10 protein-coding genes and 1 pseudogene are annotated in these 14379 nt (G+C 70.8%); 10 read left to right on the top strand and 1 reads right to left on the bottom strand.

All coding sequences use genetic code 11. The annotated features are described in order from the left end of the window. Nucleotides 1–23: 23 nt before the first annotated feature. The 10 genes from tatA to ACQXVK_RS03170 all read left to right on the top strand — a co-directional run bounded on the left by tatA (nt 24) and on the right by ACQXVK_RS03170 (nt 13188). Complete coding sequence (gene tatA, locus ACQXVK_RS03215) at nt 24–299, top strand: twin-arginine translocase TatA/TatE family subunit (protein WP_022906152.1); 276 nt, start codon at nt 24–26, stop codon at nt 297–299. 134 nt (nt 300–433) lie between these two features. Beyond that, nucleotides 434–1852, top strand: coding sequence for an MFS transporter (locus ACQXVK_RS03210; protein ID WP_430852665.1), 1419 nt, complete (start codon nt 434–436; stop codon nt 1850–1852). A gap of 48 nt (nt 1853–1900) precedes the next feature. After that, entirely contained in the window at nt 1901–4069 is a 2169-nt protein-coding gene (locus ACQXVK_RS03205) for an ATP-dependent Clp protease ATP-binding subunit (protein WP_430852663.1), read from the top strand. A 203-nt stretch (nt 4070–4272) separates the two neighbouring features. Next, on the top strand, nt 4273–4827 hold the full coding sequence (locus tag ACQXVK_RS03200) for a DUF2231 domain-containing protein (protein ID WP_430852661.1): 555 nt from the start codon (nt 4273–4275) through the stop codon (nt 4825–4827). A 199-nt stretch (nt 4828–5026) separates the two neighbouring features. Continuing rightward, nucleotides 5027–6352, top strand: coding sequence for a sugar ABC transporter substrate-binding protein (locus ACQXVK_RS03195; RefSeq protein ID WP_022906147.1), 1326 nt, complete (start codon nt 5027–5029; stop codon nt 6350–6352). A 3-nt stretch (nt 6353–6355) separates the two neighbouring features. After that, nucleotides 6356–7402 carry a carbohydrate ABC transporter permease gene (locus tag ACQXVK_RS03190; protein WP_430852660.1) on the top strand — a complete coding sequence of 349 codons (1047 nt, stop codon included), beginning with the start codon at nt 6356–6358 and terminating at the stop codon, nt 7400–7402. Continuing rightward, the gene (locus tag ACQXVK_RS03185; protein WP_430852659.1) at nt 7399–8340 is read left to right on the top strand and encodes a carbohydrate ABC transporter permease; all 942 of its coding nucleotides are present in this window, start codon (nt 7399–7401) and stop codon (nt 8338–8340) included. Before ACQXVK_RS03190 ends, ACQXVK_RS03185 begins: the two co-directional genes overlap by 4 nt. A gap of 782 nt (nt 8341–9122) precedes the next feature. Further along, nucleotides 9123–9911, top strand: coding sequence for a DeoR/GlpR family DNA-binding transcription regulator (locus ACQXVK_RS03180; RefSeq protein WP_022906144.1), 789 nt, complete (start codon nt 9123–9125; stop codon nt 9909–9911). 68 nt (nt 9912–9979) lie between these two features. After that, entirely contained in the window at nt 9980–10969 is a 990-nt protein-coding gene (locus ACQXVK_RS03175) for a 1-phosphofructokinase family hexose kinase (protein WP_430852756.1), read from the top strand. A gap of 92 nt (nt 10970–11061) precedes the next feature. Next, the gene (locus tag ACQXVK_RS03170; RefSeq protein ID WP_416394078.1) at nt 11062–13188 is read left to right on the top strand and encodes a PTS fructose transporter subunit IIABC; all 2127 of its coding nucleotides are present in this window, start codon (nt 11062–11064) and stop codon (nt 13186–13188) included. A gap of 64 nt (nt 13189–13252) precedes the next feature. Here ACQXVK_RS03170 and ACQXVK_RS03165 read toward each other — a convergent pair. Continuing rightward, a pseudogene (locus tag ACQXVK_RS03165) lies at nt 13253–14266 on the bottom strand (UDP-N-acetylglucosamine 4,6-dehydratase family protein); the annotation flags it as partial. Nucleotides 14267–14379 lie beyond the last annotated feature (113 nt).

The raw sequence follows: 14379 nt of genomic DNA, 5'->3' as shown, positions 1-14379 counted from the left end.
CCAGATCCAGATACCAAGGAGTCATGATGCTCGGAAACCTCGGTGGCGTACACCTGCTGATCATCCTCGGGATCATCATCCTGCTGTTCGGTGCGACCAAGCTCCCGGCGCTCGCCAAGGGCCTCGGGCAGTCGATCAACATCTTCAAGAAGGAGATGGGTGACGACGACAAGAAGGCCAAGGGCACCGACGCCGGCGCGCAGAACACCACGGTGACGAACACCGCGGCCGAGCCCGCCCCGCAGCCGGTGGTCAACCCCGGCCCGTCGGTCCAGCCGAACTCGGACTCCAGGAACTAGGACCCCAGCCCCGTCCTGTCGGCAGCCCCCGCGACCTCACCGGTCGCGGGGGCTTCGTCGTGCACGTCGGACGAGTCGTCCACAGGTCGTCCCCAGGGCAGGCGGGACCGCGCCGGGTGGCGGAGGATGAGCACATGACGACCCCTGCCCCTGCGGCCACCGCTCCGCTCCGCGACGACCGCCGTGTCGTGCTGGTCGTGGCGATCCTGTCGTCCTTCGTGGTCGGGCTCGACTCGAGCGTCGTGAACGTGGCGCTCCCGGCGATCCGCGACGAACTCGGCGGGGGACTCGTCGTCCAGCAGTGGACGGTGGACGCCTACCTCGTCACGCTCGGGTCGCTCATCCTCGTCGCCGGCAGCCTGTCCGACCTGTTCGGCCGTGTCCGGATCATCACGTGGGGGCTGGTGGTGTTCGGGATCGCCTCGGTCGTGTGTGCCGTCGCGCCCACGGGCGAGGTGCTCATCGTCGCCCGGGCGCTGCAGGGCGTCGGCGGGGCGCTCGTCACGCCGAGTGCGCTCGCGCTCATCGTTGCGGCGTTCCGTGGTGCGGCGCAGGCGAAGGCGATCGGGACGTGGACGGCGTGGTCGAGTGCGGCGACGATCCTCGGGCCGGTCGTTGGCGGGCTCGTCGTGGACGGCATCGGTTGGCGGTGGATCTTCGTGCTGACCGCCGTGCCCATCGCCGTGACCATCCCACTCGTGTCGCGGATCTCGGCGGACGTCCGGGTCGGTCCGCGGGCCCACGTGGACGTGGTGGGCGCGGTGCTGGCCGTCGTGGGCGTCGGCGGGGTCGTGCTCGGGCTCATCGAACAGGAGCGCCTCGGGTGGGGCGCGCCGGTCGTTTTCACCGCACTGGTGCTCGGCGGGGCGGCGCTCGTTGCCTTCGTGCCGTGGGAGCTCCGCGTCACCCGTCGGCACGGCGCGCCGCTCGTCCCGCTCGAGCTCTTCCGGGCGCGGAACTTCACGGTGGGCAACCTCGCGACGCTCTCCATCTACGGCGCCCTCGGGATGGTGTTCTTCGTGGTGACGCTCTTCCTGCAGGAGGTCTGGCGCTTCCCGGCCTGGCTCGCCGGTCTCGCGACGCTGCCCCCGACCGTGATGCTCCTCGTCCTCTCGACGACGGTCGGTGCGCTCGCCGGCCGCTGGGGGCCGCGGTGGTTCATGGCCGCGGGCCCCGCCATCGCCGCCTGCGGGGCGCTCCTGATGCTCGCCGCCGGTGACGATCCACGGGGCTACTGGTGGTCGGTCCTGCCCGGGCTGGTGCTGATCGGTGCGGGGATCGCCCTGATGGTCACCCCCTTGACGAGCGCGGTCCTCGGGTCCGTCCCGCAGTCCGAGGCCGGAGCGGGATCGGCGGTGAACAACGCCGTCGCTCGGATCGCCGGGCTCGTCATGGTCGCGCTCGCGGGGATCGTGCTCGGCGGTGCGGTGAGCGTCGGGGGACTGCACCGCGCGATGGTGGTGATGGCGTTCCTGCTCCTCGCCGGTGCCCTCGTGAGTGCCGTCGGTATCCGGAACCCGCGGCGGGAATCTGCCGCCGCGGACGCAAGTTGAGTGGAGTAGACTCAACCTCAGGACCACCGCAACGAAAGGACGGAACGCATGGCGAACCTCCAGGGCGCTCCTGACTCGCAAGAACGACAGAAGACCGCCCTCGAGCAGTACGGCGTCGACCTCACGGCGATCGCTCGCAACGGCAAGCTCGACCCCGTGATCGGCCGCGACGCCGAGATCCGGCGCGTCTCCCAGGTGCTGACGCGCCGCACCAAGAACAACCCCGTGCTCATCGGGGAACCCGGCGTCGGCAAGACCGCCGTCGTGGAAGGACTCGCCCAGCGCATCGTCGCGGGCGACGTCGCCGACTCGCTCAAGGACAAGCGCCTCGTCTCGCTCGACATGTCCGCCCTCATCGCCGGCGCCAAGTACCGCGGCGAGTTCGAGGAGCGGCTGAAGGCCGTGCTCAAGGAGATCAACGACTCCGACGGGCAGGTCATCACCTTCATCGACGAGCTGCACACGCTGATGGGCGCCGGCGGGGGCGAGGGCTCCGTGGCCGCCTCCAACATGCTCAAGCCGATGCTCGCGCGCGGCGAACTCCGACTCATCGGGGCGACGACGCTCGACGAGTACCGCGAGTACATCGAGAAGGACGCCGCGCTCGAACGCCGCTTCCAGCAGGTCTTCGTGGGGGAGCCGAGCGTCGAGGACACCGTCGCGATCCTGCGCGGGCTCAAGGAACGGTACGAGGCCCACCACAAGGTCACGATCAACGACTCCGCGCTCGTCGCCGCGTCGAGCCTGTCGAACCGGTACATCTCCGGGCGGCAGCTGCCGGACAAGGCGATCGACCTCATCGACGAGGCGGCCTCGCGGCTCCGGATGGAGATCGACTCCAGCCCCGTCGAGATCGACGAGCTCAAGCGCACCGTCGACCGGCTGCGCGTCGAGGAGTTCGCGCTGAAGCAGGAGAAGGACGACGCGTCGAAGGCGCGCCTCGAGACCCTGCGTGCCGAGTTGGCGAGCCGCGAGGGGCTGCTCGCCGAGCTCGAAACGCGGTGGCAGGCCGAGCGGGCCTCGCTCAACCGGATCGGTGAGCTCAAGCAGCAGCTCGACGACCTCAACGTGCGGTCGCAGCGGGCGCAGCGCGAGGCCGACTACGAGACCGTGAGTCGGCTCGAGTACGGGGAGAAGCCGCGCATCGAAGCGGAACTCGCCGCGGCCGAGCAGGCCGAGTCCGCTGACCGCATGGTGAACGACAGCGTCACCGACGAGGACATCGCCGCCGTGATCGCCCAGTGGACCGGCATCCCTCTCGGACGCCTCCTGCAGGGCGAGACCGAGAAGCTCCTGCACCTCGAGAACGAGCTCGGTCGGCGGATCATCGGGCAGCGCACCGCCGTCTCGACGGTGTCCGAAGCCGTCCGCCGCACCCGCGCCGGCATCTCCGACCCGGACCGCCCGACGGGCTCGTTCCTGTTCCTCGGCCCCACCGGCGTCGGCAAGACCGAGCTGGCCAAGGCGCTCGCCGAGTTCCTCTTCGACGACGAGAAGGCCCTCGTCCGGATCGACATGAGCGAGTACGGCGAGAAGCACTCGGTGGCGCGGCTCATCGGCGCCCCGCCCGGGTACATCGGGTACGAGGCCGGCGGGCAGCTCACCGAGACCGTCCGGCGTCGCCCGTACTCCGTGGTGCTGCTCGACGAGATCGAGAAGGCCCACCCCGAGGTCTTCGACGTGCTCCTGCAGGTCCTCGACGACGGCCGGCTGACCGACGGGCAGGGCCGGACGGTCGACTTCCGGAACACCATCCTCATCCTGACGTCGAACCTCGGGTCGCAGTTCATGACCGACCAGTCGATCACCGATGTCCAGCGCGAGGAAGCCGTCCGTGAGCTCGTCCAGCAGGCCTTCCGGCCCGAGTTCATCAACCGGCTCGACGACATCGTCGTGTTCCAGGCGCTGACGGAGGAGGACCTCGGGCAGATCGTGTCGCTCTACGTGGACCGGCTCGCCCGCCGCCTCACCGATCGTCGCCTCGAACTGGCCGTGACCCCGGACGCCCGCACCTGGCTCGCCGAGCGGGGCTACGACCCGGTGTACGGCGCGCGTCCGCTCCGTCGGCTCATGCAGCGCCAGATCGACGACCGGCTCGCGCGGGCGATCCTCGCCGGTGACGTGCGCGACGGGGACACGGTCCGCGTCGACGTCGCCCCGGGCGGCAACGAGCTGACGGTGGAGCCGTTCGAGCTCGCGGAGATCGTCGAGGAGTAGACGCGGACGGGCCGGACCCCTGGACAGGAGGCGCGGTGTCGGCTCCTGGGGCGGCGCCTCGTTCGCGGGTTCGCCGGTTCGTGGGTTCGCCGGTCGTGGGTTCGCGGGTTCGCGGGTTCGCGGGTTCGCCCGGCGAGACCGGAGCGTTCTGAGCGCCGGCGCGCTGTGAACGCTCCGGTCTCGCCCGGCCTACGGTCCAGGGCATGCCTGAGATCCGAGTGTTCCGTCGCCTCACCGACGCCGTCGAGCACGCCAGCGTGCTCGACAAGGCGGTCGACGTCGATCGTTCCGTGGTGAACGCCTTCGCGAAGCCGAAGGCACTGCGCCAGCTGCTGCACGGCGTGCCGTTCGGGCACCCGCTGCACCCGCTCCTGGTGCAGGTGCCGCTGGGGGCGTGGACCTCGGCGGCGGTGCTGGACCTGATCGGCGGCAAGGGGAACGCGCGTGCGGCGAAGACCCTCGTCGGCGTGGGGCTCGTGTCGTCCGGCAGCGCATCGGTGGCCGGCTACGTCGACTGGTCCGAGCTCGACCGTGCGCAACTCCGGACGGGCTGGGTGCACCAGGCGGTCAACTGGGTGGGCATCTCGTTGTACGGGCTGTCGTGGATGCAGCGGAAGCGCGGGAACCACGGCGCGGGCAAGCTCCTCGGTTTCGCGGGTCTCGCGGTGGTCGGCGTCGGCGGGTACCTCGGCGGACACCTCGCGTACCGGCAGCGGGCCGGTGTGAGCCGGCACGGAGAGGTGCCGTTCGACGCCTGAGTGCGGGTGCTGATCATGCCTGGTCATGACCAGTTCGTCAAGCGTCGTCGATCATCCGTTCCACATCCGTGATCCCGCGGAAACATGCGGATCGCGATTGTCCACAGCCTTCGTTTCCGTGGTTGACATCCCTGCGTGATGGGTCTTTACTCACCATTACGCAACGTCCTTTCATAAAGGTCGGACCAAGGGAGTCAACGTGACACGCACGCGTTTCGCCGCACTCGGTGCGCTCGCCCTCGCAGGCGCGCTCGCCCTCACCGGGTGCTCCGCCGGAAGCAACGGAGCTTCCGACGGTGGCACGAAGTCCATCGGCACACCCGATGGCAAGGGCAAGACCATCACCGTCTGGATCATGAACGGCGACCTCAGCCCGAAGATCCTCGACGTCGCCGAGCAGCAGTTCACGAAGGCCACCGGCGCCAAGGTGAAGCTGCAGCTCCAGCAGTGGGACGGCATCACGACCAAGCTCACGACGGCGCTCGCTCAGAAGGACGCCCCGGACGTGGTGGACCTCGGCAACACGCAGGTGCCCGTGTACGCGGCGACCGGGGGCCTCATGGACCTCTCGCCCTACAAGTCGGAGCTGCAGGACGGGCAGACCTGGCTCTCCGGGCTCGAGGGCCCGGCGACGGTGGACGGCAAGCTGTACGGAGCCCCGCTCTTCGCCGGCAATCGCGCGGTGATCTACAACAAGAAGATGTGGGCCGACGCCGGGGTGACCGACGTCCCGAAGTCCTACGACGAGCTCACCGCCGACCTCGACAAGGTCAAGGCGAAGAACCCGCAGGCGGACTTCTCGGCGTTCTACATGCCGGGGCAGTACTGGTACGGCGGGCTGCAGTGGGTGTGGGACGCCGGTGGGCAGATCGCGACCGAGAAGAACGGCAAGTGGAAGGGCGCGATCGACTCGGACGATGCCGTCAAGGGCCTCACCGCGTGGAAGGACTTCCAGAACGCGTACTCGGCGAAGTCCACGCAGGACATCAACACCGACAAGCCGGCAGAGTCCGACGTCTTCGCGCAGGGGAACACGTCGGCGATCCTCGGCTCCGCGTGGGAGATCGGGTCGATCACCACGGCGAAGCCCGAGCTCAAGGACCAGATCGGCACGTTCGCGATGCCGTCGAGCACCGCGGGCAAGACGCAGCCGGTGTTCCTGGGCGGTTCCGACCTCGGCATCCCGTCCAAGTCCGCCAACCAGGACCTCGCGCTGTACTACATGAAGATCCTCACGTCGAAGAAGTTCCAGCAGGACCAGGTCTTCGGGGTCGACGGATGGGAACCGAACTCGACCGAGCTCCTCGACGCGGTCGCCGGTGACGTGGACGAGCTCCACAAGCCGTACTTCGAGGCTGCGTCGACCAGCCGTCCGACGCCCGCGACCCCGGGCTGGGCGACGATCGAGGGCGACTCGACCTTCCAGACGATGTTCGCCGACATCGCCACCGGTCGGAAGTCGCCGCAGCAGGCAGCCGAGGGCTTCTCGGAGCACCTCACGACCGCGCTCAACGCGCAGCAGTAGTCGATGACCTCCACGACGGAGCGGGTCCCCGGTTCGGCTCAGGCCGAGCCGGGGGCCCGGCGTGGGGCCCTCGGACGGCGTCGGACCACCGGGTCGGGCACGGCATCGGGTCCCGGGGGCGGGAAGGGTCCGGGGCCTGCGGCGCGACGCCGGTCCGTCACGTCCTCGCGTGCGCCGCTGGTCCTGCTCGCCCCCGCCGCACTCCTGCTCCTGGCGCTGGTCGTCTACCCGCTCGTCCGCCTGGTGGTCATCTCCTTCCAGGACTACGGGCTGCGGGCGATCTTCACCGGACAGGCGGGGTTCGCCGGCCTCACGAACTACACGAACGTCCTCACCGACGCCAGCTTCTGGCCGGTCATCCTCCGCACGGTGCTCGTCACCGGGGCCATGGTGATCGGGACCATCGGCATCGGCATGGCGGTGTCCCAGCTCCTCACCCGGCTCGGCGTGGTCATGCGCACCGTCGTGAGCGTCGTGCTCGTGTTGGCGTGGGCGATGCCGAACGTCGCCTCGAGCCTGGTGTGGCAGTGGCTCTTCCAGCCGTTCTACGGCGTGCTGAACTGGCTCATCACCCAGCTCGGCGTGTTCGGTGACCACACGCAGGACAACTGGGCGTCGAGCCCCGGCCAGGCCCTGACCATCGTGCTCTCGCTCGTCATCTGGCAGGCCGTGCCGTTCGTCGCCCTGACGCTCTACGCCGCGCAGTCCCAGATCGCGCCCGAGTACTACGAGGCCGGCGCGCTCGACGGGGCGTCCGCGTGGGCGATGTACCGGGCGATCACGCTGCCGGCGCTCGTGCCGACCCTGCTGCTCGTGACGATCCTCTCGGTGATCTGGGACTTCAACGTCTTCAACCAGATCTGGCTGCTCACCAAGGGCGGTCCCGAGGACACCACGCTCACGCTCGGCATCTGGACGTTCGTGAAGTCCTTCGTGTCGAACGCGTACGGGCAGGGAGCCGCGATCGCCGTCATCTCGACGCTGATCCTGGGGGCGCTCACCAGCTACTACATCCGCCGGCTCGTCCGGAGCGGGGAGGAAGACCTGTGACGACCACCACCACCCCCGGGGTGACCGGGGTGACCGCCTCCGAAGCGCAGCCCGACGTGACCGGAGCGGGGCGTGCCTCCGGGCCCACCGCGCCGGTCGCGCCGGTCCGTGCCCGGCGACGCAAGCCGCGCGTGGTGGCGAACGCCATCGCGGTGGTGTTCTGCCTGGTCTGGGTGTTCCCGATCTACTGGATGGTGAACACCGCCTTCAAGCCCGCCGACGAGGTCACGACGCTCACGCCGATCTGGTTGCCGCTGCGACCGACGCTCGAGAACTTCACACGGGCGCTGACGCAGGACGGCTTCCTCGTGTACCTGCGGAACTCCGCGATCGTCGTCGTGGCCGCCGTGCTGCTGTCGATCGTCGTCGGCTTCCTGGCGTCGGCGGCCCTGTCGCGCTTCCGGTTCCGCGGCCGGCGGACGATCCTCGTGGCGATCCTCTTCGTGCAGATGATCCCGTCGGGTGCGCTGCTGATCCCGCTGTTCCTGTCGTTCCAGTCGCTCGGACTGCTGAACAGCTACATCGGGCTGATCCTGGCCTACGTCGCGAGCGTGCTGCCGTTCTCGATCTGGGTGATGCGCGGGTTCTTCGTCGCCGTCCCGGTCGAGATCGAGGAAGCCGCGAAGGTCGACGGCGCCGGGACCTTCCGGATCCTGTGGAGCGTGCTGTTCCCGTTGGTGATGCCGGGGGTGATCGCCACGAGCGTCTTCGCGTTCATCGCAGCGTGGAACGACTACCTGACCGCCTACGTCATGCTCAAGGACCAGGGGATGTACACGTTGCCGGTCTGGCTGGCGGGCTTCTCGACGGACAAGGGCACCGACTTCGGCGGGCTCATGGCGGCGAGCGTGTTGTTCTCCATCCCCGTCGTGGTGTTCTTCCTCATCGTGCAGCGGCGGCTCGTGAGCGGCATGACCGCGGGGGCCGTCAAGGGCTGACGCTCCCCGGCGCTCCGGACGACGACGCCTCGACCTGCTCCGGCGGTCGGGGCGTCGTCGTGCCCGGGCTCGGCGTCGCGCTCGGCGATGCGCGCTCGTGCCACCTGGTCGCACGACGTGCCGCGTGCGTGGCGGGTTGGTCGCATGACATGCCGGCCGGCCGCGGGGTGGCGACACTTCGTGCGACCAGCGGCGTGCGTGGCCGGTTGGTCGCACGACGTGCCGCGTGCGTGGCGGGTTGGTCGCACGACATGCCGCCCGGGCCGCGGGGTGGCGACACTTCGTGCGACCAGCGGTGTCGGTGGCCGGTTGGTCGCACGACGTGCCGCGTGCGTGGTGAGTTGGTCGCACGAAGTGCCGTCCGGGCTGCGGGGCGGCGGGACTTCGTGCGACCAGGGGCCCGGGCGGAGGTCCCGCGTGACACTTCGTGCGACCAGCGGCCCGGGCGGAGGTCCCACGCGACAGTTCGTGCGACCACGGGCGGATGCAGGACCACCACGGGCAGGCACGGCGCCGAACGGGCGGGCGCAGAGCGGGGCGCCGAACGGTCGGTCGCGGAACGACCACGAGCGGGCGGAACACGCGGCTCGCGTTCGTCGAGCGGGCGGAACTCGCTGCCTGGGGCGGGCGAACGGGACGAAAAAGGCCCGCTCGGCGAGCGCTCGGCGAGCCGCAGACGCACCGCGACCTGCGAACGTGTTGGTTCCGCGTTGAAACGGTTGCGTTTCTGTGGCATCCGGACGTACTCTTCTCGAAACCCACGGGAACGAAGGAGTTCGGGCATGTACGCAACCGAGCGGCACGACGCCATCGCCGCCGCGCTGCAGTCGGCAGGACGGGTCTCCGTCGCCGACCTCGCCGAGCACTTCGACGTCACGACCGAGACCGTCCGCCGTGACCTCGACGCCCTCGAGTCCGCCGGCCGACTGCGCCGCGTGCACGGGGGAGCGGTCCCCGTCGGCCGGTCGAGCGTCGTCGAGCTCACCGTCGCCGAGCGCGAGGTCCAGCACAACTCCGCGAAGTCCGCCATCGCCCGGGCCGCGATGCGCCTGGTCCCGCCGACCTTCACCGGCTCCATCGCCCTCGACGCCGGCACCACCTGCGCCGCCGTCGCCGCCGAGCTCGTCCGCTGGGAGCCCGCCACGGCCGGCGCGACCCTGACGGTCATCACGAACTCGGTCCCGATCGCCGCGACCCTGCAGCACAGCGAGCACGTCGAGCTCCACCTGCTCGGCGGACGCGTCCGCGGGATCACGAGCGCCGCGGTCGGCACCGCCACGGTCGAGCAGATCGGCGCGCTGCGTCCGGACATCGCCTTCGTCGGGACGAACGGGCTGTCGGCGGGCTTCGGCCTGAGCACGCCGGACGAGTACGAGGCTGGGGTGAAGGGCGCGTACGTCCTCGCGGCCCGCCGGAGCGTGGTGCTGGCCGACGCCGCCAAGCACGGTGTCGAAGCGCTCATGCGGTTCGCCCGGCTCGACGAGATCGACACCGTCGTCACCGACCAGACGCCGCCCGCCGACCTCGCGGGAGCCCTCGCCGAGGCCGACGTCGAGGTGGTCGTCGCATGACCCCGAACAGCAGCGTGACCTCGAACAGTCGTAGAGCCCCGAACACCAGCGCCGAGCCGGGCTCCATCGTGAGCACCCGCATCGTCACCGTCACCCCGAACCCGAGCCTCGACCGCACGATCGAGCTCGCCGGCGAGCTGCAGCGCGGCGCCGTCCAGCGCGCCACCCGTTCGACGGCGGAGCCCGGCGGCAAGGGCGTCAACGTCTCCCGGGTCGTCGTCGCGAGCGGGGGCGACACCATCGCCGTGCTCCCGGGCGACGAGCTCGACCCGGTGCTGCTCGGTCTCGCGACGCGGGGGATCCCGACCGCCGCCCTGCCGATCGGTGCCCCGCTGCGCTCGAACGTCACCGTGACCGAGCCGACCGGGACGACCACGAAGCTCAACGAGCCCGGGCCGTCGCTCGCCGGCCGCCTCGACGACCTCGCGGCCCTCGTCGCGGACGCCGCCGGCGCCACCGCGACCGGACCGGCTGCCCGCTGGGTCGTCCTCGCCGGCTCCCTGCCCCCGGGGCTGCCCGACGACGCCCTCGCGGTCCTCGTCCGCGCCGTCCGGCAGCGCCACGGCGACGACGTCCGGATCGCGGTCGACTCGTCGGGCGTGCCGTTCACCGCCCTGCTGCAGTCGGGCGAGCGGATCGACCTCGTGAAGCCGAACGCCGAGGAGCTCGCCGAGGTCGTCGGCGGCGACCCGGACGAGTTCGAGCGGGACGTGGACGCCGCGGCGCTCGCCGCGCAACGGCTCCGTGACAAGAACGTCGGCACCGTGCTCCTCACCCTCGGCAGTGCCGGGGCCGTCCTCGTCACCGAGGACGGGAGCTACGCCGCCGCCGCACCCAGGATCGTGGCGCGCTCGACCGTCGGCGCGGGGGACTCCTCCCTCGCCGGGTACCTGCTCGCCGAGGTCGCCGGGCACCCGCCCGAGCAGCGCCTCGCCCAGGCCGTCGCCACCGGAGCCGCAGCCGCTGCACTCCCCGGCAGCGACGTCCCCGCCCTCGACCACACCGACCCGTCGGGCATCGAGGTCCGAGCGCTCGACCGAGCGCCCGAACCCGCCTGACACCGAACGACGGCACACGCCGCCCGCCCCTCCCACCGAACCCGCACACACGCAGCACCCGCGCCCCCCGCGCCATTGCAAAGGAGCAACCCATGTCCGTCAACACGAGTCCACGCCTCATCAGCGTCCAGCTCGTCGGCCTCGACGAGGACCTCGGCGCCACGTCGAGCGACGTCATCCGCGTCCTCGCCGACCGCGTGGCCGCGACCGGCCGCGCGGCGGACGGGGCGTCCCTCGCCGCCGACGCGATCAAGCGCGAGGCGAGCGTCGGCACCGGCGTCCCCGGCGGCATCGCGATCCCGCACGCCCGGTCGGCATCGGTCTCCGAGCCGACCCTGGCGATGAGCCGCCTCGCACGGACGGTGTCGTTCGGCGCCCCGGACGGCGACGCCGACATCGTCTTCATGATCGCCGTGCCCGAGGGGGCCGACAAGGACCACCTCACGGTCCTCTCGACCCTCGCCCGTGCGCTCATCCGCGAGGACTTCACCGCCGCGCTCCGCGCCGCCACCACCCCGCAGGAGATCGTCGACCTCGTCGACCGCGAGGTGAGCGGCGAGGTCGCGCAGGCCGGTGTCGGCACCGCGAGCAGCGCCTCCAGTGCGACCGCGACCAGCCAGGAGGCGCGACCCGCCGCCGCCACGAACGCTGCGGACGGAGCCGCGGCCGGGTCCGCGACCGGCGCCCGCAAGGTGCTCGTCGGCGTGACGGCCTGCCCGACCGGCATCGCGCACACCTACATGGCCGCCGACGCCCTCGTCGCCGCCGCGCAGCGCGCGGGTGCCGAGATGCACATCGAGACGCAGGGGTCCTCGCAGGTCGAGCCCCTCGACCCGGCGCTCATCGCCCGCGCCGACGCCGTCGTCTTCGCCGTCGACGTGGACGTCCGCGACCGCGGTCGCTTCGCCGGCAAGCCGCTCGTGGCCGGACCGGTCAAGCGCGGTGTCGACGAACCGGACAAGATGATCGCCGAGGCGCTCCGCGCCGCCGACGACCCCAACGCCGCACGCGTGCACGGCTCCGCTGCCGAGGCCGGTTCCAGCACCGCGAAGGACGAGCACTTCGGGCAGGCACTCAAGCGCTGGCTCCTCACCGGTGTCAGCTACATGATCCCGTTCGTCGCGGGCGGCGGGCTCCTCATCGCGCTCGGCTTCCTGCTCGCCGGGTACGGCATCGCGCTGACCCACGGTGACTCCGGGCAGAACAACGCGGTCTACACGCTCACGAACTACACGCTGCTGAACCTGCCGCCGGAGGGCCTGGCGTACTACCTCGGGGCCGCCGCGTTCCAGATCGGTGGCGTGTCCCTCGGGTTCCTCGTGGCAGCGCTCGCCGGGTACATCGCGTACGCCATCGCCGACCGTCCGGGCATCGCACCGGGCTTCGTCGCCGGGTCGATCGCCGTGTTCATGAACGCCGGCTTCCTCGGTGGTCTCGTCGGTGGTCTCATCGCCGGTGGCGCCGCCTACTGGATCGGCCGCATCCCGACCTGGCGTTGGCTGCGTGGCCTCATGCCGGTCGTGATCATCCCGCTGTTCGCGTCGATCATCGCCTCGGGCCTGATGCTCCTGGTGCTCGGCGGCCCGATCGCCTGGGTCATGACGCAGCTCACCGCGTGGCTCAACTCGCTGTCCGGTGCCTCGGCGATCCTGCTCGGCATCATCCTCGGCCTGATGATGGCGTTCGACCTCGGTGGCCCGGTGAACAAGGTGGCGTACGCGTTCGCGGTCGCCGGTCTCGGTGCCGGCTCCGCCACGAACGTCGTCCCGTTCGAGATCATGGCCGCCGTGATGGCCGCGGGCATGGTCCCGCCGCTGGCCCTGGCGCTCGCCTCGACCGTGCTCTACCGCAAGGGCTTCACGAAGCCGGAGCGCGAGAACGGCAAGGCCGCGTGGCTGCTCGGTGCGTCGTTCATCTCGGAGGGTGCGATCCCGTTCGCGGCCGCCGACCCGCTGCGGGTCATCCCGGCGTCGATGATCGGTGCCGCGGTCACGGGTGCGATCTCGATGGCCGCCGGTGTGACCTCGCGGGCGCCGCACGGTGGGATCTTCGTCTTCTTCGCGATCGGGGACGTGGCGATGTTCATCGTGGCGATCCTGGCGGGCACCGTGGTGTCGGCGCTGGTCCTCGTCGGGCTGAAGAAGTGGGTCCGACGAGCCCCGGCCGCGTCGGAGGACGCCGTGGTCACGGCCGACGAGCGGGTCGCGGTGGCGGTCTAGTCACCACCTGCTGACGGGAGGCGCGGTGCCGGCTGGCACCGCGCCTCCTGTTCGTGTCCGGGTGTCAGGCCGCCACGGCGAGCTCGATCGGCGCCGTCCGGGGATCGGTGGTGGCGTCGAGCTCGCTCGGCGCGAGGGGCGGCACCGACGCGTGCGAGATCTTCGGGTGCACGGGGCGGCGCTCGACCTCGCCGGCGCCGATGAGTTCCTCGTGCAGCTTCTCGCCGGCGCGGAGTCCGGTGAACACGATGTCGGACGTGCCACCGAGGACGTCGATCATCCGCGTCGCGACGTCGAGGATCCGGACGGGCTGGCCCATGTCGAGCACGAGGACCTCGCCCGGTTCGGCGATCGCCGCGGCCTGGATCACGAGGTGACAGGCCTCGGGGATGGTCATGAAGTACCGGGTGGCGTCGGGGTGGGTGACGGTCACGGGGCGTCCGGCGCGGATGAGGTCGGCGAAGAGCGGGATCATCGACCCACGGCTGCCGAGGACGTTGCCGAACCGGACCGACACGTAGCGTCGACCGGTCTCGGCCGCGGTCCACGCCGTCAGCCGCTCGGCGATCCGCTTCGTGTACCCGAGCACGCTCGTGGGGTTCGCGGCCTTGTCGGTGGAGATGTTGACGAGCGTCGGGACGTCGGCGGCGACCGCGGCCGCGAGGACGTTCCGGGTTCCGAGCACGTTCGACTTCCAGGCCTCGTCCGGGTACTGCTCGAGCATCGGGAGGTGCTTCAGGGCCGCGGCGTGGAACACGACGTCCGGGCGGCGGGTCCGCATGACCTGGTCGATCGCCTCGGCGTCGCGGATGTCGGCGAGCACGACGTCACGGGTGTCGAGCAGGCCGTGCCCGGCGACCGAGACCTGCACCTGCTGCAGGGCGGTCTCGTCGCGGTCGAGCATGATGACCTCGCGAGGGGCCAGCGCGACGAGCTGCCGGCACAGTTCGCTGCCGATCGACCCACCCGCGCCGGTCACGAGGACGCGGCGCCCGCGGACGAGGTCCGCCATGCCGTCGAGGTCGGTCGGGGTCGGAGTGGTGCCGACGAGGTCGTGCAGGTCCAGACCGTGGAGGTCGGGCTGGGACAGGGGATCGGACATGGCGCTCCTCGGGACGGTTTCGATCGACCATCCCACGGTAACACCTCGTATGTGAAATAACAACGTTCGTCGTGACGGCGTGCTGCACT

Source organism: Curtobacterium sp. AB451, assembly GCF_050585845.1.
Lineage (GTDB): Bacteria > Actinomycetota > Actinomycetes > Actinomycetales > Microbacteriaceae > Curtobacterium.
The sequence above is the reverse complement of the archived record's forward strand: the minus strand, read 5'-3'. Positions and strand labels throughout refer to the sequence as shown.

Bases quoted from the DNA above. Each gene is read 5' to 3' on its own strand.
- tatA (WP_022906152.1), top strand. From the start codon at position 24: ATGATGCTCGGAAACCTCGGTGGCGTACACCTGCTGATCATCCTCGGG.
- ACQXVK_RS03210 (WP_430852665.1), top strand. From the start codon at position 434: ATGACGACCCCTGCCCCTGCGGCCACCGCTCCGCTCCGCGACGACCGC.
- ACQXVK_RS03205 (WP_430852663.1), top strand. From the start codon at position 1,901: ATGGCGAACCTCCAGGGCGCTCCTGACTCGCAAGAACGACAGAAGACC.
- ACQXVK_RS03200 (WP_430852661.1), top strand. From the start codon at position 4,273: ATGCCTGAGATCCGAGTGTTCCGTCGCCTCACCGACGCCGTCGAGCAC.
- ACQXVK_RS03190 (WP_430852660.1), top strand. From the start codon at position 6,356: ATGACCTCCACGACGGAGCGGGTCCCCGGTTCGGCTCAGGCCGAGCCG.
- ACQXVK_RS03180 (WP_022906144.1), top strand. From the start codon at position 9,123: ATGTACGCAACCGAGCGGCACGACGCCATCGCCGCCGCGCTGCAGTCG.
- ACQXVK_RS03170 (WP_416394078.1), top strand. From the start codon at position 11,062: ATGTCCGTCAACACGAGTCCACGCCTCATCAGCGTCCAGCTCGTCGGC.